This is a genomic window from Streptomyces sp. NBC_00328, from assembly GCF_036139655.1.
Classification (GTDB): Bacteria; Actinomycetota; Actinomycetes; order Streptomycetales; family Streptomycetaceae; genus Streptomyces.
On record NZ_CP108013.1, the window covers coordinates 3,781,529 to 3,804,027 of the forward strand.

Consider the following 22,499-nt stretch of genomic DNA (forward strand, 5'->3'; position numbering starts at 1 on the left):
ATTCCCGTGTGTCTGTGCGATTCCGACGGGTCCTAGGGATTCCCCTGTGTCTGCGCCGTCGCAGCGCCCGCCGTAAGGAGCACATGGCAGGATCGGCCCTGTTCGCACATGTCTATGACGCCATGAGGGAGTGCAGCCGTGCCCGGTGAGAATCTGTCCCGCGACGAGGCCCAGGAGCGGGCGGCACTGCTGTCCGTCGACAGCTACGACGTCTTCCTCGACCTGCGCTCGGCCGTCGGGGAGCCGGAGCCCGGCGCGGCGGCCGGCGAGCCCCGCACCTTCCGCTCGGTCACCACGCTCCGCTTCCGCTGCGCCGAGCCGGGCGCGGCGAGCTTCGCGGACCTGCTCGCGCCGGGTGTGACGGCCGTCTCGCTCAACGGCAGGGACCTCGACCCCGGTGAGGTGTTCGACGGCTCCCGGATCCGGCTGGAGGACCTCGCCGCCGAGAACGAGCTCGTCGTGGACGCCCGGTGCGCCTACTCCCGTACCGGCGAGGGCATGCACCGCTTCGTCGACCCCGAGGACGGCGAGGTGTATCTGTACACGCAGTACGAGCCCGCCGACGCCCGGCGCGTCTTCGCGAACTTCGAGCAGCCCGACCTCAAGGCGCCGTTCCGCTTCGAGGTACGGGCCCCCGAGGGCTGGACGGTCTGGAGCAACGGCGTCGGCGAACTCGCGGACGGTGTGTGGAAGTTCGCCGAGACGAAGCCGATCTCCACGTACATCACGGCGGTCGTGGCGGGCCCCTACCACTATGTGACGGACTCCTACTCCCGCACCTTCGACGACGGTACGACGCTGGAGATCCCCCTCGGCGCGATGTGCCGCAAGGGCCTGGCCCCCCACTTCGACGCCGACGACGTGTTCCTGGTGACCAAGCAGGGGCTGGACTTCTTCCACGACCACTTCGACTACCCGTACCCGTTCGGGAAGTACGACCAGGCGTTCGTGCCCGAGTACAACCTCGGCGCGATGGAGAACCCGGGTCTCGTCACCTTCCGCGAGGAGTACATCTTCCGCGGCAAGGTGACGCAGACGTCGTACGAGGCGCGGGCGAACGTCATCCTGCACGAGATGGCGCACATGTGGTTCGGCGACCTGGTCACCATGGTCTGGTGGGACGACCTGTGGCTGAAGGAGTCCTTCGCCGACTTCATGGGGACGTTCGCGAACGTCGGCGCGACCCGTTTCACCGACGCCTGGATCACGTTCGCCAACCGTCGCAAGGCCTGGGCCTACCGCGCGGACCAGCTCCCGTCCACCCATCCGATCACGGCCGACATCCGTGACCTCCAGGACGCCAAGCTGAACTTCGACGGCATCACCTACGCCAAGGGTGCCTCCGTCCTGAAGCAGCTGGTGGCGTACGCCGGACAGGACGCCTTCCTGGAGGGCGCCCGCCGCTACTTCAAACGGAACGCGTACGGGAACACCCGCCTCGGCGATCTGCTGTCGGCCCTGGAGGAGACGAGCGGACGGGACATGGCCACCTGGTCCCGGTCCTGGCTCCAGACCGCGGGCGTCAACTCCCTCACCCCGCAGGTGATCCTGGACGCGGAGGGAAGCGTCGCCGAGCTGGCGGTGCTCCAGGAGGCGCCCGAGTCGCACCCCGAACTGCGCCCGCACCGCGTGGCGGTGGGCCTGTACCGCCGCGAGAACGGCGACGGCCCGCTCGTGCGGTACGCACGCGCCGAGGTGGACGTCGACGGGCCGCGCACGGTCGTCACCGAGCTGGCGGGCGCGGAGGCCCCTGCTCTCGTCCTCGTCAACGACGACGACCTCACGTACTGCAAGATCCGCTTCGACGAGGGCTCGCTGGCCACGCTGCGGGACGCGCTCGGCGAGATCACGGGCCCGCTCGCCCGGGCGCTGTGCTGGTCGGCGCTGTGGAACCTCACGCGCGACGCGATCGTGCCCGCCCGGGACTTCATCGCCCTGGTGCTGCGGTTCGCGGGCCGCGAGTCCGACATCGGCGTCCTGCAGATGCTGCACGCCTGGGCGAACTCCGCGCTCGTCAACTACGCGGCGCCCGACTGGCGCGAGCAGGGCGAGGCGCTGCTCGCCGAGGGCGCGCTGAAGGAGCTGCGGCTGGCCGAGGCGGGCGGCCAGCACCAGCTCGCCTGGGCCCGTTTCTTCGCCACCGTCGCCTCCGGCAAGTCCGACCTCCAGCTGCTCCAGGGTCTGCTGGAGGGGACGGCGAAGATCGACGGCCTCGAGGTCGACCAGGAGCTGCGTTGGGCGTTCCTGGAGCCGCTGGCCGCGCGGGGCGTGGCCGACGAGTCCGTCCTCGCCGCCGAACTCGCCCGTGACGACACGGCGTCCGGCAAGCGGCACCAGGTCCGCTGTCTGGCCGCCCGGCCCTCCACGGCGGTCAAGGCCCAGGCCTGGGCGGCCGTCGTGGAGTCCGACGCGCTGTCCAACGCCCTCGTCGAGGCGACGATCTCCGGCTTCGGCCAGCCGTCACGGCGGGACCTGCTGGAGCCGTACACCGCGAAGTACTTCGCTGCCATCGACCGCGTCTGGGCGGAGCGCTCCATCCAGATCGGCATGGACGTGGTCAGGGGACTGTTCCCCGCGCTCCAGGACTCCCCGGAGACCCTGGCGGCGACGGACGCCTGGCTCGCGGCGCACGAGGACGCGCCGCCGGCGCTGCGCCGGCTGGTGCTGGAGTCCCGGGACGATCTGGCGCGGGCACTGCGGGGGCAGGCCTGCGACATCGCCGCCGCGGGCTGATCACCCGCACCACGCGGACCGCACCGCGGAGGGCACCGGCGCCACGGCGTCCGGCGCCCTCCGCGGCGGCACGTCCGGCGCCCCTCGCCATGGGCACGTCCAGTGCCCTTCGCGGTGGGCACGTCCAGCGCTCTTCGCGGTGAGCTGATCCGATGCGCACACTGGTTACGAAATGCATGTATCCAGACCCGTGACCCGTACCGATCCGCCTCCGGACCAGCGTCTTCCGGTAGTCGAACAGCCGCACCAGAAGGCGCATTTGTCCCGATTCGTCGACGAGCGGGTAACAGCGGTTAGAAGACGGCTCCCCGGCGGAAGACCCCGGACCATGAGCAACCGCACCCCCAACTCCCCCCGCACCCTGCGCCACTCGTCCCCCGTACGGCACCGGATCCTGACCACCGCCCAGTTACGCGACCGCCAGGTGACGGCCGCGGACGTCAACGAGCGGTGCCGGCCCGGCGGCCCCTGGCAGCGGATCCTTCCCGGCGTCTTCCTTCTGCGTCCCGGCCCTCCCACCCCCGAGGAGCGGCTGCACGCGGCGCTGCTCTACACCGCGCGTCCCCCCTCCGCCCGCACGGCACCCCGCGTCCCCGTCCAGCCGTGCTCCGAGGAACCGCGCGGCCACCGGCCCTCCGCGGACGCGCTGATCACCGGTCTGGCGGCACTTGCCCTGCACGGCTTCTCCTGTGTCCCGCCGCTGCCCTCCCTCAACACGATCGACGTGCTCGTCCCCCGGCTGCGCCGGGTGCGCTCGACCGGCTGCGTCAGCATCGTGCGCACCACCGTGCTGCCGGAGCCCACGTTCGTGGCCGGGGTCCCGGTCGCCGCCGTCCCCCGCGCGCTGGCCGACGCGGTCGCGGAGCTGACCGACGCGGAGGCGGTGCGCGAGCTGCTGGCGGAGGCGGTGCGCCGCGGCCACTGCGAACCGCGTTCGGTCGTGGAGGAGCTGACGGCGGCCCGGCTGCTGGACCGCCCGCACGTGGTGGACGCCGTGGACTCGCTGGTGGCGGAGGGCAGGGTGATCGCGGAACACCGTCTGTACCGGATGGTCTTCGAGCACGGACTGCCCGACCCGGTCTGGAACGTCGACCTGCGGCTGCCCGGAGGCCCCCACCTCGGTGGCCTCGACGCGTACTGGCCCGAGCAGGCGGTGGCCGTCGAGCTGGTCACCCGGACCCCGCTCCAGGACGCGGACGCCCAGGGATCCGAGCAGGCCCGCAGGCGCGAGTACCTGGAGCGGCTGGGCATCACCGTCGTCCACGTCACCCCGCGGAAGCTCAGGGACGCGATGGAACAGCAGGCCACGATCGTGCGGACCGCGCTCATGGCCGCGGACGACCGCGATCCGGCCGCGCATGTCGTGGTGCTGCCCCGGTCGTGACGGACAGGGCCGCGCCCGGAGGTGAGGAACGAGGCCCACGTGCTGTTCGCGCGGACCTGCTCCCGCGTTCCGGCGGCGTTGTCAGTGCCCCGATCTACTGTGGGGCCGACAGGAGTTCCCTGGCCGGACGCACCTGCCCTGACGAGCCGGACCAACGACAGGAGAGCGTGATGACGACCCTGCCCGACCGCCCGAAGACAGCGCTGCTGGTGATCGACATGCAGCACGGAGCCGTGGACGGCACCCACGATCTCGCGGCCGTGATCGCGAACATCGACACGCTCGTCGCCCGGGCCCGCGCCGAGGCGGTGCCGGTGATCTGGGTGCAGCACTCCGACGATCAGATGAAGTACGGCAGCGAGTCCTGGCAGTACGTGCCGGAGCTGGTCCGCGAGGACACGGAGCCCGTCGTCCACAAGAACTACGGCGACTCCTTCGAGGCCACCGACCTGGAGGACCTGCTCGCCGAGCGTGCGGTCGGCCATGTCGTGATCACCGGCGCCCAGACCGACATGTGCGTCCGCTCCACACTCCACAGCGCCTTCACCCGTGGGTACGACGTCACGCTGGTCGGCGACGCCCACACCACGGAGGACCTCACCGCGTACGGCGCCCCCACCCCGGCCGAGGTCGTCGCCCACACCAACCTGTACTGGAAGGAGCAGCGCGCGCCCGGCCGGCGCGGGGACACCGTCGAGACGGCGAAGGTGAGCTTCGCCGCCGGAGCCGTCGCCTAGAGCCTGTCGGACAGGCCCTGGGACGGGTTCCCGGACCGGTCCGGGGACGGGCCGGTCGCGGGCGGCCGCTTCCCGCAGAACTCCGCCTCGACGACGGCTTCGGCGTCGCCCGCCCAGTCGCCGTTGAAGTTGAAGGCGAGGGAATGGCGGCCGTCCGCGGTGGTGAGGGCCACGCTGGACGAGCCGTGGATGCCGCCGTCATGGCCCCAGACACGCACGCCGCAGCTCAGCTCCCCCTCCAGGAGGCCGAGTCCGTAGCGCATGCCCGGGACGCCGTCGACGGCGACCGTCGTCCGCATCTCCCTGAGCTGCTCGCGCGGCAGGAGCCTGCCGCGCAGGAGTGCGGTGTAGAAGCGGTTCAGGTCGGAGCCGTCGGAGATCATCTCCCCCGCGGAGGACGCCCAGGAGGGGTTCAGCGCGGTGACGTCGTAGGTCGGCCCCGTCGCGGTCTCGGCCAGTTTGGAGTACGCCCTGCTGCTGGGCGAAGGGAGCGTGACCCGGGTGCCCGGCAGCGAAGTGGCGTGCAGGCCGAGGGGCTTGATGATCCGGTCGCGGATCTGCGAGGCGTAGGAACGGCCGGTGACCTTCTCGATCACCATGCCGGCCAGGACGTAGTTGGTGTTGGAGTAGTTCCAGGACGTGCCCGGCGCGAAGTCCGGCTTGTGGGACAGGGCGACGGCGACGAGCTGTTCGGGGGTCAGCGTGTCGTAGCGGTGCCGCAGGAATCCGTCCTTGGTGAGATACGTGGCGCCGAAGCCGTCGTCGGCCGTGTAGTTGAAGATCCCGCTGGTGTGGTTGAGGAGTTGGCGGACGGTGATCCCGGTGCCGTCGTTGCCGTTGCCGCGCACCACGCCGGGCAGCCAGGTGTCCACGGTGTCGTCCAGGGACAGCCGCCCCTCGGCCTCGAGCTGGAGCAGGACGGTGGAGATGAACGTCTTGGTGATGCTGCCCACGCGGTAGCGGTCGGCCGTGGACCGCGGTGCGCCGGTCCTCAGATCTCCGGCGCCCGCGGTGGCCGACCAGGTGCCGTGCCGGTCCACGGCCGTCGCCGTCACCCCCGGCACACCGTCGTGCACGGCCGCTTCCAGTGCCTGTCGTGTCGGCGCGTGGCCGTCCTTCGTGGGCGCCGCCGCGGCGATGCCCGCCTGCGTCACCGCGATCCCCGCGGCGATCGCCCCCACCAGTGCCGTACGAACCCTCATGTCTTCCCCGTCTCGCTGTGGGACTCGGTCGACGGGAGGGACCCGAGGGCACGGCCGGCAGGTTGCCCGGGCCGCGCGGGTTGATCCCTTTTCAGCCCTTCTTCAGGATCAGCTCGGTGTTGCGGTCGCGTGAGGTGCCCGACAGGTCGGTGCGGGCGCCGGGGGCGTTGAAGGAGAGCTCGCGGTACAGCGCCGCGAGGCCCGTCTGGGTGAGGTCGGAGAAGTCCGTGGCGTGCGGGGCCGCGGACTCGATGAGGGTGGTGAACAGCGAGAGCGTGCCGTCCTTGTTGTCCACCAGCTCGATGACCCGGGCGAGCTGGGGGAAGTCGACGTGGGAGGCGGTGCAGATCTCCCAGAAGGAGCGGTTGCCGGCGGCGGCGTGCGGGATGATCTCGTTCTTGTGGGTGTGTCCGTTCACCCAGGCCAGCGTGTTGCTGAAGCGGGCGAGCAGGGAGACGACCTCGCTGCCGCCGTGCCGCGCCTCGGCCGGGTGGGCCGGGTCGGCGTGGGTGTTGCGCATGGTCTTGCTGGTGTGGTGGCTGAAGACGATGACGTACGAGTCCGCGTTGTCGCGCAGCGTCTTCTCCAGCCAGCGCAGCTGAGCCGTGCCGATGGAGCCCTCGTAGTGGCCGCCGGGGTCGGTGGTGTCCAGGCTGACGCCGATGACGTCCTCGGCGATCCGGAACGTGTAGTACTGGGTGCCCGCGGAGAGGTTCGCGGAGGAGTAGCCGTGGCCGATCGGGCCCGGTCCGGTGTTCGCCGGGTCGAGGTGCGCCTTGATGTACTCGGCGGGGGTGAACGGGGCGCGCTTCTCGTCGGGCGTGACCGAGCGCATCTCGCGGGCGTGCGCCCTGAGCAGGTCGCGGAACGCGTCGCCCTTGGGGCTGCTGCCGTTCTTGATGGTCTTGGCGAGCGTGGTGGCCTCCGCCGAGCCCAGCGACATCAGCTTCTTGCCGCCGACGGCGAACTCGGTGAGGTAGGAGTCGCCGCGCGATCCGTAGCAGCCGAGCGGGAGCGCGTCGTGGTTGCCGACGGTGGAGTACCAGGGCAGCTTCAGGCCGGGGCTGCGCACCTCGCGGACGGCCGCCGCCAGGAAGCCCTGGATGCGCGGGAAACCGAGCTGCTTGTCGGCGTCGCGCAGGGCGGCGTCGGGCTGCCAGTAGGTCTTGAGGTTGCTGGCCTGGACGCCCTCGTAGTGCCGCGGGTCACCGCTGTTGGGGGTGATGCGGCCGCCGCTCATGACCTTCAGGAACCACTCCAGCTCCGTCTTGGAGTTGTTGTCGGTGTTGTCCCCGGTGGTCATGACGAAGTGCAGCGGGGTTCCGGTGGCGGGGGCTCCGTGCAGGGAGTTGACCCGCTCGATCAGGGAGACCGCGCCCGCGACGGTCAGCGCCTCCTGCGGGCGCCAGGCGCTCTTGTTCTGGGAGCGCAGATACTCCAGGCGCAGCGGGTGCTGGGCGTCGATCAGATGCAGGTCGGTGAGCTGCACGAACGCGGCGAGCGCGGTGCGCCGGTCGGCCCGGCCCGTCTTGGCCGCGGCCAGTTCGTCGCGCACGACGCGCTTCCAGCCTGCGCCGTCGCCGAGTCTGCGGTACCCGGTGGAGCCGGAGCGGGGGGTGGCGACGGAGCCCAGGGTCGTGCCGCGGGTGTAGGGGGCGAGCGCGGCGGGTCCCTTCGGGCCGGCCGTGGTCAACTGGCCCTCGTCGTGGGCGACGGAGTCGGCGACGGGCGCCTGGGCGGCCGTCGCCGCGTGCGCCGGGGACTGCGGGCGCAGGGCCAGACCGATCCCGGCGGAGAGGGACACCGCTCCGGTGGCGGCCAGCAGGGTGCGGCGGTTGAGGGCGGGTACGGTGGCGACAGAGCGTATGCGCGGCATGGCGCGGTCTCCCCGAGTGCGAACGCGTCGGCAGTGGCAGCGGGGCGCTCGACTGGCGAACTCCCCGCTTGTACTGGATCGTTGGCACTGGGGATGACCTGCGCGTTAACTGGACGGCAACGGGCGACGCCGATCACCGTACGTCGATCTTCGCGGACCCTGGGCGTCCATGGAGTCCTGTCCGAACGGCCGGTGGAGGGTCACTCCGCGTTCATCTTGCGGGGTAGGGGAGGTGGATCCGGTGGCGGCGCACGCCCGTTCACGGCCACGCCTGCCCGTTCACGGCGACTCCCGCCCGTTCACGGATTCGCCGGCGAGTACGCGGGCGCGGACCAGCGCAGCGGGCTGGCGGCGGACGTCTCGACGGCTTGGGCGAGGGTGAAGCGGACGGTCCGTTCGCCGTCGGGGGTGAACTCCGTGCGGGCCGTACCGGTGAGCTGGAGCACCGTTCCCGATGTCCAGTCCAGGAAGAGCAGACCGGCGCGCGGATCGGCCGCGAGGTTGCCGAGGGTCAGGAACATGGAGTTCCCGGGGTAGTCGGGCCAGCTCAGTTCGCCGGGCGCGTCGACACGCACGAAGCCGGGGTTGCCGCCGCGGTGGCTCGCGTCGGCGCCGCGCGCGTGGACCGTGGCGAGGAAGAAGGTGTCGGCGGCCTCGACGAACTCCCGCTGGGAGGGGGTGAGTTCGCTGCCACGCTGGGCAACACCCGGCGTGCGGCCGGTCACCGTCTCGTACGTCTGCCTCTTCTGGAGGTACTTGGGGCAGTTGGCGAAGACCTGGTCGGCCTCGACGGCGAAGCCACGCGGGGCCGGTCCGACCCGGCCGTTGAGACGCATACGGCGACGGGTGCGCGGGTCGAGTGCGATGGTGCCGACGGCGGTGCCCGGGGTGGTGAGCGCGGCGGTGAGCGGATCGCCCGCCGCAGGGCCGCCCGCGACCGAGATCCGATGGGCCCCGGTGGCCCGTACGAATCCCGGCTCCCCGGTGAGCAGCGAGGCCCATACCCCGCCGCCCGCCGTCCCGGCGCCGCGCTCCCGTTCCGTCGCGCCCTCGGGGGCCGCCGCGCCGACGACGAGCATGGGCTGGAGTTCGAGGAACGCGGCGACCACCGGGCGGATGCCCTGGCCTACGGACCGGCCCACATGATCGGCGAGGTCCCGGACGCCGACACGGTCCTGGATCGCCCGCGAACCGGAGTGATACGTCATGACGCCTCCAGATGGAAGAGGCTAACCTTTGTCATCCACGTTAGAGGTTAGAATGAAGAACGTCAACCGGTGACCTACCCTTGAGGGGTTAGTCGCGAAGGGAGACCCCATGTCCACCAGCCCCGACCCCCGCCCCCTCACCGGCGAGCCGGTCTCGCTCGACCTGCTCAACACCCGCTGGGTCCACGAGGGCGCGGTACGGGACCTGCTGGCCGACACCGAGGGCCTCGCGGTGTGGCTGGCGGGCAACGGGCTCGGCTTCCCGGCCGACGACACCGTCCTGCGGCATACGCTCGAAGCCCGCGACGCCCTGCGCGCCGCGGTCGACACCCCCCACGGCGAGGCCGGCCGGCCGGGCTCCCGGTTCCCGGCGCAGGCCGCCGCCCGCGTCGACGCCGTCCTCGCGCACGGGCGCGTCCGCCTGACGCTGACCGACCAAGGGCCGGGCGGGACACCGGAGTTCGACGACCCCGCCTGGGGCCCGGCCTGGCTCGCCGCGCGCGACTACCTGGAACTGCTCCAGGCCGCTCCGGACCGCATCCGCCGCTGTGCCCACGAGGCGTGCGTGCTGCACTTCTTCGACACCTCACGGAACGGCACCCGCCGCTGGTGCTCGATGGCGGCCTGCGGTAACCGCGCGAAGGCGTCCCGCCACTACGCGCGCACAAAAGAGAGCTGAATCGACAAAGCGAGACATCCACTCTCCTCGGGATATCCGCCTATAGCACACGATCTCCGACGTGACGCATGGCGGAAGTACGCCATGGCTGTATCCCGCCACGGTCAACTCTCCCCAAACAACTGCCCCTTGGGTAAAGCTGAGCGGTCATCCGGGTTCACATTCCGGACTGATGCGACCGGTCCCTCAAGAACCGCCGGAACCGGCCGTTCCACGCTCGTTCCTTTACCTCCAAGGGATGCAGATGACCTCCGACCCTCAGCGCGCCCCGATATCGGGCGCGAGACGCGTGGCCCGCCTGGCCATGGCAGCGGGCCTGGTGGCCGCGCTCTCCGCGGCCGGGCCCATACCCATGGCCTTCTCCGCGGACACGGGTGCGCCCACGGCCGACCCCGGCACCAAGTCCGCCGCCGCCAAACTCGGTTCGACCGACGCCGACCTCCTGACCGAGGCCAAGGCCAACGGCGACAAGAACGTCACGATGATGATCGCGACGGCTCCCGGCCAGACCGAGCAGGTCGCCAAGGAGCTGGACGCGGTCAAGGGCGGCTCGGTGGGCCGCAGTGACGACAAGCTCGGCTACGTCCGCGCCACCGTCCCGACGGGCAGGGCGGACTCGGCCATCGCCGCCGCCGCGAAGCTTTCCTCGGTGCACGGGATCGATCTGCGCCAGGAGATCGCGCTGGACGACCCGACCCCGAGCGCCGACACGGCCAAGCACGGCAGCAACAACTCGACGGCCGCCGCCTACTCCGGTCCCGGCAAGAAGACCCCCGCCGAGAACCCGTACAACCCGTCCTTCGAGACGGGTGCCGTCGACTTCGTCGACGACCACCCGAAGGCGGACGGCCGGGGCGTCACCATCGGCATCCTGGACTCCGGCGTCGACCTGGGCCACCCCGCGCTGCAGAAGACCACCACCGGCGAGCGCAAGATCGTCGACTGGGTCACCTCGACCGACCCGATCCTCGACAGCGACGCGACCTGGCGCCCGATGATCACCCCCGTGGCCGGGCCGACCTTCACGTACGGCGGGAAGACGTGGACGGCGCCGGCGGGTTCGTACGAGATCAGCACGTTCCGGGAGTCGGCGACGGCGGGCGGCGACGCCGCGGGCGACGCGAACCGCGACGGTGACACCACCGACGTCTGGGGCGTGCTCTACGACCCGGTGGCCGGAACCGTGACCGTCGACCTGAACAACAACAGCGACTTCACCGACGACACGCCGATGAAGCCGTACAAGGACGGCTACCAGATCGGCTACTTCGGTACCGACAACCCGGCGACGGACGTCGTCGAGCGGCAGCCGTTCGTCGTGGAGATCCGCAAGGACGTCCCCATGGACCCGTACGGCGGGACCTGGGTCGGCAAGAAGGCCGACTTCGTCAACATCGGCGTCATCGAGTCCGAGCACGGTACGCACGTCGCGGGCATCACCTCCGCCAACGGCCTGTTCGGCGGGAAGATGAACGGCGCCGCGCCCGGCGCGAAGATCGTCTCCTCGCGTGCCTGCACCTGGACCGGCGGCTGCACCAACGTGGCGCTCACCGAGGGCATGATCGACCTCGTCGCCAACCGCGGCGTGGACATCGTCAACATGTCCATCGGCGGTCTGCCCGCGCTCAACGACGGCAACAACGCGCGCTCCGAGCTCTACACGCGTCTCATCGACACCTACGGCGTCCAGCTCGTGATCTCCGCGGGCAACTCCGGCCCCGGCGCGAACACGATCGGTGACCCCGGCCTGGCCGACAAGGTCATCTCGGTCGGCGCGACCATCTCCAAGGAGACCTGGGCCGCCAACTACGGCTCGCAGGTCGAGAAGAAGTACGCGATGCTGCCCTTCTCCTCGCGCGGCCCGCGTGAGGACGGCGGCTTCACACCGACGCTGAGCGCGCCCGGCGCCTCCATCAACTCCACCCAGACCTGGCTGCCGGGCTCCCCGGTCGCCGAGGCGGGCTACACTCTCCCGGCCGGCTACTCGATGCTCCAGGGCACCTCGATGGCGTCCCCGCAGGCCGCGGGCGCCTCGGCGCTGCTGCTGAGCGCGGCGAAGCAGAAGGGCATCAGCCTCACCCCGGCCACCCTGCGCACCGCGCTGACCTCGACGGCCCACCACATCAAGGGTGTCCAGGCGTACGAGGAGGGTGCGGGCCTCATCGACATCGGTGACGCCTGGGACTCCATCAAGGACGGCGCCGCCGCCCACGACGCCGCGTCTTCCGACTACACCGTCAAGGCGCCGGTCGACACCGCGATCGACTTCGCGCTGAAGACACCGGGCTTCGGTACCGGTCTGTACGACCGCGAGGGCGGCCTCAAGGCGGGCCAGCGCAAGACGTACGACATCACCGTCACCCGTACGTCGGGCTCGGCCCGGCCGGTCCGGCACGAGCTCTCCTTCGAGAACAACGCCGGCGGCACCTTCCGGATCCTCGGCAAGGACGAGGTGTACCTCCCGCTGAACCAGCCGGTGACCGTCAAGGTCCAGGCCGCGCCGGAGTCGGCCGGGCTCAAGAGCGCGATCCTGGAGGTCGACGACCCGCGCACCGAGGGCGTCGACAAGCAGATCCTCTCGACCGTCGTCGTCTCCTCGCCGCTGAAGTACACCTACAGCGCGTCGAGTTCGGTGCAGCGCAACAGCACCACCTCGTACTTCGTGACGGTCCCCGAGGGCGCCAAGTCCCTGGAGGTCGCGATCGGCGGGCTGAAGGACAAGAGCCAGACCCGGTTCATCGCGATCCACCCGTACGGCGTTCCGGTCGACAACACCAGCACCCCGTACTGCTACAACAACTACCTCGACGGCAACGGCTGCAAGCCCGACGTGCGTTCGTACGCGGACCCGCAGTCCGGCGTCTGGGAGATCGAGGTCGAGGCGCGCCGCACCTCGCCGCTGCTCGACAACCCGTACAAGCTGGATGTCGCCGTGCTCGGCGCGGCCTTCGACCCGGCCGTCGTGACCGTCCCCGAGGCCAAGGTCGGCACCCCGGCCACCGCCTCCTGGAAGGTGACGAACAACTTCGCCGCGATCGACGGCAGGCTGAAGGGCGGTCCGCTCGGCTCCTCCAAGAACGCGCGGCCGACCATCACCGAGGGCGCGACGCAGACCACCACGGTCGAGGTGCCCGCGGGCGCCGCGTCGCTGGACGTGGTCATCGGGAACGTCTCGGACAACGCCGCCGACCTCGACCTGACGGTGTACAACGCCGCCGGGGCCGTCGTCGGACAGTCCGCGGACGGTGACTCGGAGGAGGCCGTCTCCATCGCCTCCCCCGCCGCCGGTACGTACACCATCGAGGTCGCGGGCTACGCGGTCCCGTCGGGCTCGACGGCGTACGACTACCAGGACGTGTTCTTCTCCAGCACGCTCGGCACGGTCACGGTCGACGACTCCACCCCGGTGAAGCTCGCCACCGGCGCCTCGGCCACGGTGTCCGGCTCGGTCACCGCCGCCGCGGCGGCACCCGAGGGACGCGAGTTCTTCGGCCAGGTCCAGCTGGTGAACGCGCGCGGCACGGTCGCGGGCCTCGGCAGCGTGAAGATCGAGAAGGTCACGCCGTAGCGGTGTGACGCCCGGCCGCGCGAGCGGCCGGGGATCTGGGGCGGGCGTCCGGGAACGGACGCCCGCCCCTTCGCGTGCCTCCCGCCCGCGGACCGCCCTGCCCCCCCCCGCCGGACCGCCCTTCCCGTGCCCCCGCCGGCCCGCCGTCCCTGCTGGGCCGCCCGGCCCGGACCGCGGGTCACCGCTCGTCGGTGGCGCACCTCATCCCCCGGGACTCGGGCAGCGCCTTGACGATCCAGGACCGGTCGCGGGCGATCTGCTGCTCCCCCGTGGTCCAGATGTCGGGTGTCGAGGCGTGCCGCTGGATGCCGATCAGGACCTCGTCACCCTGGTGCAGCCGCGGGTCGACGGCCCGGTCCATCAGGAAGGTGACCTTCTTCCCGCCCGTGGCCGGCTTGTAGTAGTGGTAGACGTCCAGGGTGATCCGGTCCTGTTCGGCACCGGGGACCGCGACCACATCGGTGACCGTGCCCTCCACGATGAGCCGGGAGCAGGCGATGTAGCCGGGGGCGCTGAGCGAGCCCGAGCCGCCGCTGTCCTGCGCCTTGGCGTCGGAGGCGGCCGAGTTGCGGTTCATTCCGTGCGACCCGCCGGTCGCGGCCAGCCAGCCCGTCCCGACCACCAGCGTGGCCACCGCGGCCGCCGCCAGCGTGCCGACGGCCATGGCACGCGAGGGCCGGAAGCGCTTCTTCGGGGCGCCGCCGGGCCGCCCGCCCCCGGACGCCCGTGGCCCCCCGGCCCGCCGGTCCTTCCCGGACCTCCCGGACCTCCCCGGCTTCTGGGACGCCCGGACCGGCCCGGCCGGCAGCCCGGTGTCCGCCAGCGCGTCACCGATGACGACCAGCTGCTCCCGGAGCACCTCGACGTCCGCGGCGGCCGACCGGTGCTCGGCCATGAACACGATGTCGTCGCGCGCGCCCTCGGGCAGTTCGGCGTCCGTGATCGCGGCCATCAGCGCGTCCACACCTTCGTACTCGGCCACGTCACACCACCTCGTCCTCGTGCAGGCGGGCGCGCAGCGCGCGGACCGCCGTGTGCAGCCTGCTCTTGACCGTGCCCTCGGGTATGCCGAGCTCGTCGGCGATGTCCCGCACCGGCAGGTCGGCGTAGAACCGCAGGACGAGAACCTGGCGCTGGGGGTCGGGCAGTTCGTCCAGGCCCTGGGCGACGGCCAGCGAGAGCACACTGGACTCCTCGTCCGAGGGCTGCGCCGGCTGGCGCAGCGAGGCGAGCCGTTCCCCCAGCCGCTCCTGCCGGCGCTTGGCCCGGTGCCAGTCCATCGCCAGGTTCGAGGCGACGACCGCCGCCCAGGCGGACACGTCCCGCGGCGCCTCGTCCCCCTTGGCGGCCCGCTCCAGCAACCGCAGCCGGACCTGCTGTACCCCGTCCGGCAGGTCCGCCTGCGGTACGCCGCCGAGCGCGAGCACCGCCCGTACCCGGCGTTCCTGCGTCGCGTCCAGGGGGTCGTCCGCCCCCGGTGCCCGACGTGTCCTTCTGCGCAGCACAGCACCCCTCCCCTCCCCGCGTCCCCTCTACGACGCCGGTGCGGGCCAAAACGTTCGGCCCGGTTCGAGTCGTACGTCACACCGGGCCCGTGCCGTGACCGCGCCCACACCGTACGGCTTGCGGTCACCCCGCGTCGCCGGGCGATTTCCTCGTACCCGGACGCCCGGAGGCCGCAGGATCGGGCACCTCGGCGCGTGTCCCGGCGTCCCACGTCGTGAGCGGCGCGGTGAAAGGATTGGACACGCGGGCCCGGGTCAGACGCATGATGGAAGCGTTGGACCACGTAGAACGCACGTCAAGGGAGTCGCCGTGAGGGTCGGAATCGTCGGAGCCACCGGTATGGTCGGCACAGCCATGCGCAAGATCCTCGTCGAGCGGGACTTCCCGGTCGAGGAACTGCGTCTGTTCGCCTCGGCCCGTTCGGCCGGGACGGTCGTCGACGGGGTCACGGTGGAGGACGCTTCCACGGCGGACTACTCGGGCCTGGACATCGTGCTGTTCTCGGCGGGCGGGGCCACCTCCAAGGCGCTGTGCGAGAAGGTCGCCTCCCAGGGCGCCGTCGTGATCGACAACTCCTCCGCCTGGCGCAGGGACCCCGAGGTACCCCTCGTCGTCTCCGAGGTGAACCCGCACGCGATCGCCGACCGCCCCAAGGGCATCATCGCCAACCCGAACTGCACGACGATGGCCGCGATGCCGGTCCTGAAGCCGCTGCACGAGGAGGCGGGCCTCGAGGCGCTGGTCGTCGCCACCTACCAGGCGGTGTCCGGCTCGGGCGTCGCCGGTGTGGCGGAGCTGCACGGCCAGGCCCTGAAGGTCGTCGGCGAGGCCGACCTGCTGACCCACGACGGCGAGGCGGTCGACTTCCCCGACCCGCAGGTCTACAAGCGCCCCATCGCCTTCAACGTGCTCCCGCTCGCGGGTTCGGTCGTCGACGACGGTCTGAACGAGACGGACGAGGAGCAGAAGCTGCGCAACGAGTCCCGCAAGATCCTGGAGATCCCCGCCCTCAAGGTCTCCGGCACCTGTGTCCGGGTCCCGGTGTTCTCCGGCCACTCCCTCCAGGTGAACGCCCGCTTCGCCCGCCCGCTCTCCGCCGAGCGCGCCACCGAGCTCCTGGCGGGCGCCCCGGGTGTCGTCCTCTCGGACATCCCGACCCCGCTCCAGGCCGCCGGCAAGGACGCGTCCTACGTCGGGCGCATCCGGCCGGACGAGACCGTCGAGCACGGCCTCGCGCTGTTCGTCTCCAGTGACAACCTCCGCAAGGGTGCCGCGCTGAACGCGGTCCAGATCGCGGAGCTGGTGGCGGCCGAGCTCAACGAGGGCTGACGCCCGGACCCACACACGCCCGAGGGGGCGGGCACCGACCGACCGGTGCCCGCCCCCTCGGGTTCTGTCGCGACGCGTCGCGTCCGCCTGCTAGTGCACTAGGCGGTCGCGGCCCGCGCGTCCGCCGCCTGCGCCTTCAGGGCCCGCTCGACGCCCGAGCGGGACTCCGAGACGAGGCGCCGCAGGGCCGCGTTGGGCTCGGCCGAGGCCAGCCACGCGTCCGTCCGCGCGAGGGTCTCCTCGGCGATGTGGATGCCCGGGTAGAGGCCGGTCGCGATCTGCTGCGCGATCTCGTGCGAGCGGGCGTCCCAGATCTCCTTGACCACGGAGAAGTACTTGTCCGTGTACGGGGCCAGCAGCTCACGCTGGTCGGCCTGCACGAAGCCGCCGATGACCGCTTCCTGCACGGCGTTCGGGAGCTTGTCGGACTCGACGACCGAGGCCCACGCCTCCGCCTTCGCCTCCTCGGTGGGACGGGCCGCCCGGGCGGTGGCCGCGTGCCGCTCGCCGGCCGCCGTCTTGTCGCGCTCGTACTCGGCGGCGATCTCGGCGTCGTCGAAGCGTCCGACGGCCGCGAGCCGCTGCACGAACGACCAGCGCAGCTCGGTGTCGACGGCGAGGCCCTCGATGGTCTCGCGGCCTTCGAGCAGCGCCTCCAGGAGGTCGAGCTGTTCCGGCGTGCGCGCGGTCGCCGCGAAGGCGCGCGCCCAGGCGAGCTGGTGGTCGCTCGCGGCCTCGGCCGCGCGCAGGTGGGCGAGCGTCGCGTCCGTCCAGCGGGTCAGCAGCGCCTCGCGGGCGGTCGGGTCGGCGTACAGCTCGATGGCGAGCTTCACCTGCCGGTGCAGCGACTGCACGACACCGATGTCGGACTCCTTGCCGATGCCGGAGAGCACCAGCGCCAGGTAGTCGCGGGCGGCGAGTTCGGCGTCGCGGGTCATGTCCCAGGCCGAGGCCCAGCACAGGGCGCGCGGCAGGGAGGACGCGAAGTCGCCGAGGTGCTCGGTGACGAACGCCAGCGAGTCCTCGTCGAGTCGGACCTTGGCGTACGACAGGTCGTCGTCGTTGAGCAGGATCACGGCGGGGCGGCGCTTGCCGAGGAGCTGCGGTACGGCGGTCAGCTCGCCGTCGACGTCCAGCTCGATGCGCTCGTCGCGCACCAGCTTGCCGCTGTCGCCGTCGAGCTCGTACAGGCCGACCGCGATGCGGTGCGGGCGCAGCGTCGGCTCGCCCTGGGCGCCGGCGGGCAGGGCCGGGGCCTCCTGGCGGACGGCGAAGGAGGTGATGACACCGTCGGCGTCGGTCTCGATCTCGGGCCGCAGGATGTTGATCCCGGCGGTCTGGAGCCACTTCTGCGACCAGGTGCCGAGGTCGCGTCCGGAGGTCTGCTCCAGGGCGCCGAGCAGGTCGGACAGCTGGGTGTTCCCGAAGGCGTGGGCCTTGAAGTAGGCCTGGACGCCGCTGAAGAACTCGTCCATGCCGACGTAGGCGACGAGCTGCTTGAGGACGGAGGCGCCCTTGGCGTACGTGATGCCGTCGAAGTTGACGAGCACGTCGTCGAGGTCGCGGATCTCGGCCATGATCGGGTGGGTGGAGGGCAGCTGGTCCTGCCGGTACGCCCACGTCTTCATGGAGTTGGCGAACGTGGTCCAGGAGTGCGGCCACCGGCTGTCGGGGTGGTAGGCCTGGCAGGCGATGGAGGTGTAGGTGGCGAACGACTCGTTCAGCCACAGGTCGTTCCACCACTCCATGGTCACGAGGTCGCCGAACCACATGTGGGCCAGCTCGTGCAGGATCGTCTCGGCGCGCAGCTCGTACGCGGCGTCGGTGACCTTGGAGCGGAAGACGTACTGGTCGCGGATGGTGACCGCGCCGGCGTTCTCCATCGCGCCCGCGTTGAACTCGGGCACGAAGAGCTGGTCGTACTTCGTGAACGGGTAGGTGTAGTCGAACTTCTCCTGGAACCAGTCGAAGCCCTGCCGGGTGACCTCGAAGATCGCGTCCGAGTCGAGGAACTCGGCGAGCGAGGGGCGACAGTAGATGCCGAGCGGGACGGTCTGCCCGTCCTTCTCGTACACGCTGTGCACGGAGTGGTACGGGCCGACGATCAGGGCGGTGATGTACGTCGAGATCCGCGGCGTCGGCTCGAAGACCCAGACGTCGTCCTTAGGCTCCGGGGTCGGCGAGTTGGAGATGACCGTCCAGCCGTTCGGCGCCTTCACGGTGAACTGGAAGGTCGCCTTGAGGTCGGGCTGCTCGAAGGACGCGAAGACGCGTCGCGCGTCGGGCACCTCGAACTGGGTGTACAGGTAGGCCTGCTGGTCGACGGGGTCGACGAACCGGTGCAGTCCCTCACCGGTGTTGGTGTACGCGCAGTCGGCGACGACGCGGACGACGTTGCGCCCCTGAAGAAGCCCGGGCAGCGCGATCCGCGAGTCCTTGAAGACCTCGGCAGGGTCGAGCGGGTCGCCGTTGAGGGTGACTTCGTGGACGGCCGGGGCCACCAGGTCGATGAAGGACTCCGCGCCGGTCTCGGCGGAGTCGAAGCGCACCGTGGTCACGGACCGGTAGGTGCCGCCCTCCTGCGCGCCGGACAGGTCGAGATCGACCTCGTACGAGTCAACGGTGAGCAGCTTCGCGCGCTGCTGCGCCTCTTCGCGGGTCAGGTTTGTGCCAGGCACGCGGTCATCTCCTCGTTATGTGTGGGTTGCGTCATCCTTCCACGGGACCCGCACACAGCGCGATGTCCGTTTCCCGCCGGTGCCGGGCCGTCGCGGGCGCAAGCCTGGACACATGACGACGTACACCGCACAGCCCATCGGCGCGGCCGTTCTGAAGGAGCTCCGCGCCACCGACGACGCGGGCCGCCGGCCCGTCCCGCTGACCGACGAGGAGGGCGGATCCCCGTTGCGCTGCTGTCTGCGCCGCAGCGAGCCCGGAGAGCGCGTCGCCCTGGTCTCCTACGCCCCGTTGCGCCGCTGGGCGGAGCGGACCGGCGCCGAGCCCGGTCCCTACGACGAGACGGGCCCGGTCTTCGTCCACGCGGACGTGTGCGCGGGCCCGGCCACGGACGCCCTCCCGTTCACGAACGCCCACCGAACGGTCCGCCGCTACTCGGCCCAAGGGCACATCCTGGACGGCCGAATGGTCGAGGCGCCGTCCGCGTTCGACGAGACCTTCACGAAGGCGTTCGCCGAGGCGTTCGCGGACCCGGAGGTGGCACTGGTCCATGTACGGGCGGTGGAGTACGGCTGCTTCCTGTACGAGGTGCGGCGGGGCTGAGGCCCCGGGAAACGCGTCGAGGGAGTCCGCGCGCCGGTGGGCGCGCGGACTCCCTCGACGGAGAGCCGGTGTGGACCGAGCGGGGCTCAGCCCTGCTTCGGCTGCTTGTGGGACTTGTCCAGGACCATCACGAGGGCGGTGATGCCCGCGAACAGCGCGATCGGCAGCACGACGTAGAGGCCGAGCGTCTCGATCACGCTCAGGCCGGAGCCGGGGTCGTCGCCGTCGTCGCGGGTCAGCGCGAGCGCGGGGGACGACATGAGCAGCATCATCAGCGTCGTACCGGCCGCCAGGGCACCGGCGCGCAGAGCGTTCTTCTTGTCCACGGTGCAAACGTAGCGAACACCCGACCGGGCCGCGCGTCCGGGGTGCCGTACGGAGGTCACGGGGCACGGCGCGGCGGGTCCGGAGGGCCACCGGGCGCGGCCGTCCGGCCGGTCTCCGCCCGCACCACGTCGATCAGGGCGTGCAGCCGGGGCGAGGCGGACAGCTCCTCCAGGGTCACCGGGCGGCCCTCGGCGTCGGCCACGGGCAGGCGCCAGTTGGGGTACTCGTCCCAGGTGCCGGGAAGGTTCTGCGGGCGGCGGTCGCCGACGGCGTCCGGGAGCCAGACGCCGATCAGACGGGCCGGGGTGCGCACCAGGAAGCGGTGCACGGCCTGGATCTCGGCCTCCTCCACGGAGGCGGGGGCCCCGCCGCTCGGGCCGCGCAGCAGTCCCAGCCGGGAGAGCAGCGCCAGCCAGTCGCGGACGTCCGCGGCGGCGGCCGCCCGTTCCGTGTCGAGGGAGCCGGTCAACAGGCCGAGCCGGTCGCGCAGTTCGACGTGCTCGCCGGTGAACCGGGCCGCGGTGGGCGGCAGGTCGTGGGTGGTGGCGGTGGCCAGGCAGTCGGCACGCCAGTCGTCGGGCGGCAGGGGCAGTCCGTCCCCGTCCCAGTCGCGTTCGAACCACAGCACCGAGGTGCCGAGCACTCCGCGTTCCTGGAGCGTCTCGCGCACCCCGGGTTCGACCGTGCCGAGGTCCTCGCCGATGACCAGCGCTCCGGCCCGCGAGGCTTCCAGGACGAGGATCGCGAGCATCGCCTCGGCGTCGTAGCGGACGTACGAGCCCTCGGTGGGCGGCTGCCCCCCGGGGATCCACCAGAGCCGGAACAGGCCCATGACGTGGTCGATGCGCAGGGCGCCCGCGTGGCGCAGGAGCGCGCGCAGCAGGCGGCGGTAGGGGGCGTATCCGGAGGCGGCGAGCCGGTCGGGCCGCCAGGGCGGCAGGCCCCAGTCCTGGCCGCGCGCGTTGAAGGCGTCGGGGGGCGCGCCGACGGACATGCCGGCCGCGAAGTACTCCTGCTGGGCCCAGGCGTCGGCTCCGTCGGGGTGGACGCCGACCGCGAGGTCGTGGACGAGCCCGACGGACATGCCCGCGTCGCGCGCGGAACGCTGGGCGCGCGCGAGCTGGGCCTCGGTGAGCCAGGCGAGCCGGCTGTGGAAGTCGACCCGGTCCATCAGTTCGGCCCGTGCGCGGGCGGTCGCGGGCGAGCGGGGGTCGCGCAGGGCCACGGGCCAGTTCCGCCAGTCGGAGCCGTGCGCCTCGGCGAGCGCGCACCATGTGGCGTGGTCCTCCAGCGCCTGGCCCTCCTCGGCGAGGAAGTCGGCGTAGGCGGCCTGCCGTCCGGGCCCGAGCGGCACGGTGCGCACCACGGCGAGCGCCTCGCGCTTCAGCTCCCACACGGCGTCGCGGTCGATGAGCGCGCCCTTGCGCAGTACGGAGTCGCGCAGCCGTTCGGCGCGCTCCAGCAGCGTGCGCAGCCGGTCCTGGTCCTCGGCGTAGGGGTACTCGGGGATGTCCTCGACGCGCAGGTGTACCGGGTCGGGGAAGCGGCGGGAGGAGGGCCGGTACGGGGAGGGGTCGGTGGGGTCGCCGGGTACGGCCGCGTGCAAGGGGTTGACCTGGACGAATCCGGCGCCCAGCGCCCGCCCCGCCCAGGCGGTCAGTTCGGCGAGGTCGCCGAGGTCGCCCATGCCCCAGGAGCGGCGGGAGAGCAGGGAGTAGAGCTGGACGAGCAGGCCGTGGGCGCGTCCGGGCGGCGCGGGCAGCCGGGTGGGGGCGACGACGAGGTGGGCGGTGGCGGCGCGGCCGTCGGGGGCGGTGGCGTGCAGGCCGTGGACGCCGGGCGGGAGGTTCTCGGCGGAGGTCCGGGACTCGCCCTGTTCGGTGGTGACGCGCAGGCGGGTGCCGTCCGGCAGTGCGGCGACCTCGGCGGGGACGAGTCCGCCCCAGCACACCAGGGTCGGCGGCAGCAGCCGCTTCGCGGCCTCGGCCTCGTGCAGCGCGAGGGCGGTCCGGACGGCGTCCGGGGTGCTCGCGTCGACGCCGAGCGCCGCCAGGATCGCCACGAGCGCGGTGTCCGGGGCCGCGACGGTGCGGCCGGGGGACGGGCTGTATTCGGGGGCGACACCGTGCAGTTCGGCGAGTTCGGACAGGGGCGTCCGCGGCGCCGGCTCGGATGCCGACGGCGGCTCGGCGGGCCAGGTGGGTGCCATCAGACCCCCGACGCGGCGCCGGTCGAGACGGGCTCGCTCGTCAGATGCGCGGCGTCCGCGAGCGGCGGCTCACTGGTCAGCGGCTCGGCGTCGGGCAGCGGGGGTTCGCTGGTCAGCGGCGCCGCGGAGCAGGCGCCTTCCGAGCTGAGCAGGCACAGGTGGGCGCCCTCGGGCTCGGCGGCCGCCCGGCCCGCGCGGGGGCCGGGGACGGACGGCTCCGCCGCGTGTTCGGACAGGGCCGTGAGGAGCAGGTGTGCCGATGCGGCCACGGGGGCCTCCTTGTCGAGGTCGGATACGGCGGCCGGGGGCATTCCGGCGGTTCGTGCCGGAAACGGATGCCCCTGGCGGTCACCGCAGCCCTACCCCGTGGGCGCGACGGCAGACGCACACGGGCGGACAACGTGCTTCCGGTCACACTCCGTCGCCGCCCCACGGGCCTGGGCCACGCCTCCAGGCTGGGGT

16 protein-coding genes are annotated in these 22,499 nt (G+C 71.9%); 7 read left to right on the plus strand and 9 right to left on the minus strand.

The genetic code is table 11. The features are described 5' to 3' along the window. Window positions 1–138 precede the first annotated feature (138 nt). The 3 genes from pepN (OG485_RS16565) (at window position 139) to OG485_RS16575 (ending at window position 4,854) form a co-directional block, all read left to right on the plus strand. A complete protein-coding gene (gene pepN, locus OG485_RS16565) occupies window positions 139–2,733 on the plus strand; it encodes an aminopeptidase N (RefSeq protein ID WP_328669136.1) in 2,595 nt (864 codons plus the stop codon). 328 nt (window positions 2,734–3,061) lie between these two features. Then, window positions 3,062–4,117, plus strand: a complete 1,056-nt coding sequence (locus OG485_RS16570) for a hypothetical protein (RefSeq protein ID WP_328669137.1) — start codon at window positions 3,062–3,064, stop codon at window positions 4,115–4,117. A gap of 170 nt (window positions 4,118–4,287) precedes the next feature. Beyond that, complete coding sequence (locus OG485_RS16575) at window positions 4,288–4,854, plus strand: cysteine hydrolase family protein (RefSeq protein WP_328669138.1); 567 nt, start codon at window positions 4,288–4,290, stop codon at window positions 4,852–4,854. Here OG485_RS16575 and OG485_RS16580 read toward each other — a convergent pair. The 3 genes from OG485_RS16580 to OG485_RS16590 form a co-directional block, all read right to left on the minus strand. Then, window positions 4,851–6,056 (minus strand): serine hydrolase domain-containing protein, encoded by a 1,206-nt coding sequence (locus OG485_RS16580; protein WP_328669139.1) that lies wholly within the window; start codon window positions 6,054–6,056, stop codon window positions 4,851–4,853. The genes OG485_RS16575 and OG485_RS16580 overlap by 4 nt on opposite strands. A 91-nt stretch (window positions 6,057–6,147) precedes the next feature. Continuing rightward, window positions 6,148–7,932, minus strand: a complete 1,785-nt coding sequence (locus OG485_RS16585; protein WP_328669140.1) for a TIGR03767 family metallophosphoesterase — start codon at window positions 7,930–7,932, stop codon at window positions 6,148–6,150. Window positions 7,933–8,231: 299 nt separating this feature from the next. Beyond that, entirely contained in the window at window positions 8,232–9,140 is a 909-nt protein-coding gene (locus OG485_RS16590; protein WP_328669141.1) for a pyridoxamine 5'-phosphate oxidase family protein, read from the minus strand. A gap of 109 nt (window positions 9,141–9,249) precedes the next feature. Here OG485_RS16590 and OG485_RS16595 point away from each other — a divergent pair, with 109 nt between their 5' ends. Continuing rightward, on the plus strand, window positions 9,250–9,819 hold the full coding sequence (locus OG485_RS16595; RefSeq protein WP_328669142.1) for a CGNR zinc finger domain-containing protein: 570 nt from the start codon (window positions 9,250–9,252) through the stop codon (window positions 9,817–9,819). Between the two features lie 244 nt (window positions 9,820–10,063). After that, on the plus strand, window positions 10,064–13,387 hold the full coding sequence (locus OG485_RS16600; RefSeq protein WP_328669143.1) for a S8 family serine peptidase: 3,324 nt from the start codon (window positions 10,064–10,066) through the stop codon (window positions 13,385–13,387). 178 nt (window positions 13,388–13,565) lie between these two features. Here OG485_RS16600 and OG485_RS16605 read toward each other — a convergent pair whose 3' ends face one another. Together OG485_RS16605 and OG485_RS16610 are read right to left on the minus strand one after the other, a co-directional pair. Continuing rightward, window positions 13,566–14,369: a hypothetical protein gene (locus OG485_RS16605; RefSeq protein ID WP_328669144.1), complete on the minus strand. Its 804-nt coding sequence runs from the start codon at window positions 14,367–14,369 to the stop codon at window positions 13,566–13,568. A gap of 1 nt (window position 14,370) precedes the next feature. Further along, window positions 14,371–14,892: a sigma-70 family RNA polymerase sigma factor gene (locus OG485_RS16610; protein WP_326787758.1), complete on the minus strand. Its 522-nt coding sequence runs from the start codon at window positions 14,890–14,892 to the stop codon at window positions 14,371–14,373. A gap of 310 nt (window positions 14,893–15,202) precedes the next feature. Between OG485_RS16610 and OG485_RS16615 the strand changes: the two genes are divergently transcribed. Then, window positions 15,203–16,222: an aspartate-semialdehyde dehydrogenase gene (locus tag OG485_RS16615; RefSeq protein WP_328669145.1), complete on the plus strand. Its 1,020-nt coding sequence runs from the start codon at window positions 15,203–15,205 to the stop codon at window positions 16,220–16,222. A gap of 98 nt (window positions 16,223–16,320) precedes the next feature. On the opposite strand, the gene pepN (OG485_RS16620) is transcribed toward OG485_RS16615, so the two are convergent. Next, window positions 16,321–18,900 (minus strand): aminopeptidase N, encoded by a 2,580-nt coding sequence (gene pepN / locus OG485_RS16620; protein WP_328669146.1) that lies wholly within the window; start codon window positions 18,898–18,900, stop codon window positions 16,321–16,323. A 112-nt stretch (window positions 18,901–19,012) separates the two neighbouring features. On the opposite strand from pepN (OG485_RS16620), the gene OG485_RS16625 reads away from it, so the two are divergent. After that, on the plus strand, window positions 19,013–19,501 hold the full coding sequence (locus tag OG485_RS16625; RefSeq protein ID WP_328669147.1) for a DUF1203 domain-containing protein: 489 nt from the start codon (window positions 19,013–19,015) through the stop codon (window positions 19,499–19,501). Between the two features lie 86 nt (window positions 19,502–19,587). On the opposite strand, the gene OG485_RS16630 is transcribed toward OG485_RS16625, so the two are convergent. From OG485_RS16630 to OG485_RS16640, 3 genes are read right to left on the minus strand one after another with little or no spacing between them, the layout of a single operon-like run. Then, window positions 19,588–19,827: a hypothetical protein gene (locus tag OG485_RS16630; RefSeq protein WP_328669148.1), complete on the minus strand. Its 240-nt coding sequence runs from the start codon at window positions 19,825–19,827 to the stop codon at window positions 19,588–19,590. Window positions 19,828–19,883: 56 nt separating this feature from the next. Then, entirely contained in the window at window positions 19,884–22,037 is a 2,154-nt protein-coding gene (gene malQ / locus OG485_RS16635) for a 4-alpha-glucanotransferase (protein WP_328669149.1), read from the minus strand. Further along, window positions 22,037–22,306 carry a hypothetical protein gene (locus tag OG485_RS16640; protein WP_328669150.1) on the minus strand — a complete coding sequence of 90 codons (270 nt, stop codon included), beginning with the start codon at window positions 22,304–22,306 and terminating at the stop codon, window positions 22,037–22,039. The genes malQ and OG485_RS16640 overlap by 1 nt, the downstream gene beginning before the upstream one ends. Between the last annotated feature and the right edge of the window lie 193 nt (window positions 22,307–22,499).

What these genes read in the sequence shown, in the direction of transcription:
- OG485_RS16570 (WP_328669137.1), top strand. Translation starts at nt 3,062, where the DNA reads ATGAGCAACCGCACCCCCAACTCCCCCCGCACCCTGCGCCACTCGTCC.
- OG485_RS16575 (WP_328669138.1), top strand. Translation starts at nt 4,288, where the DNA reads ATGACGACCCTGCCCGACCGCCCGAAGACAGCGCTGCTGGTGATCGAC.
- OG485_RS16580 (WP_328669139.1), bottom strand. Translation starts at nt 6,056, where the DNA reads ATGAGGGTTCGTACGGCACTGGTGGGGGCGATCGCCGCGGGGATCGCG.
- OG485_RS16585 (WP_328669140.1), bottom strand. Translation starts at nt 7,932, where the DNA reads ATGCCGCGCATACGCTCTGTCGCCACCGTACCCGCCCTCAACCGCCGC.
- OG485_RS16590 (WP_328669141.1), bottom strand. Translation starts at nt 9,140, where the DNA reads ATGACGTATCACTCCGGTTCGCGGGCGATCCAGGACCGTGTCGGCGTC.
- OG485_RS16595 (WP_328669142.1), top strand. Translation starts at nt 9,250, where the DNA reads ATGTCCACCAGCCCCGACCCCCGCCCCCTCACCGGCGAGCCGGTCTCG.
- OG485_RS16600 (WP_328669143.1), top strand. Translation starts at nt 10,064, where the DNA reads ATGACCTCCGACCCTCAGCGCGCCCCGATATCGGGCGCGAGACGCGTG.
- OG485_RS16625 (WP_328669147.1), top strand. Translation starts at nt 19,013, where the DNA reads ATGACGACGTACACCGCACAGCCCATCGGCGCGGCCGTTCTGAAGGAG.
- malQ (WP_328669149.1), bottom strand. Translation starts at nt 22,037, where the DNA reads ATGGCACCCACCTGGCCCGCCGAGCCGCCGTCGGCATCCGAGCCGGCG.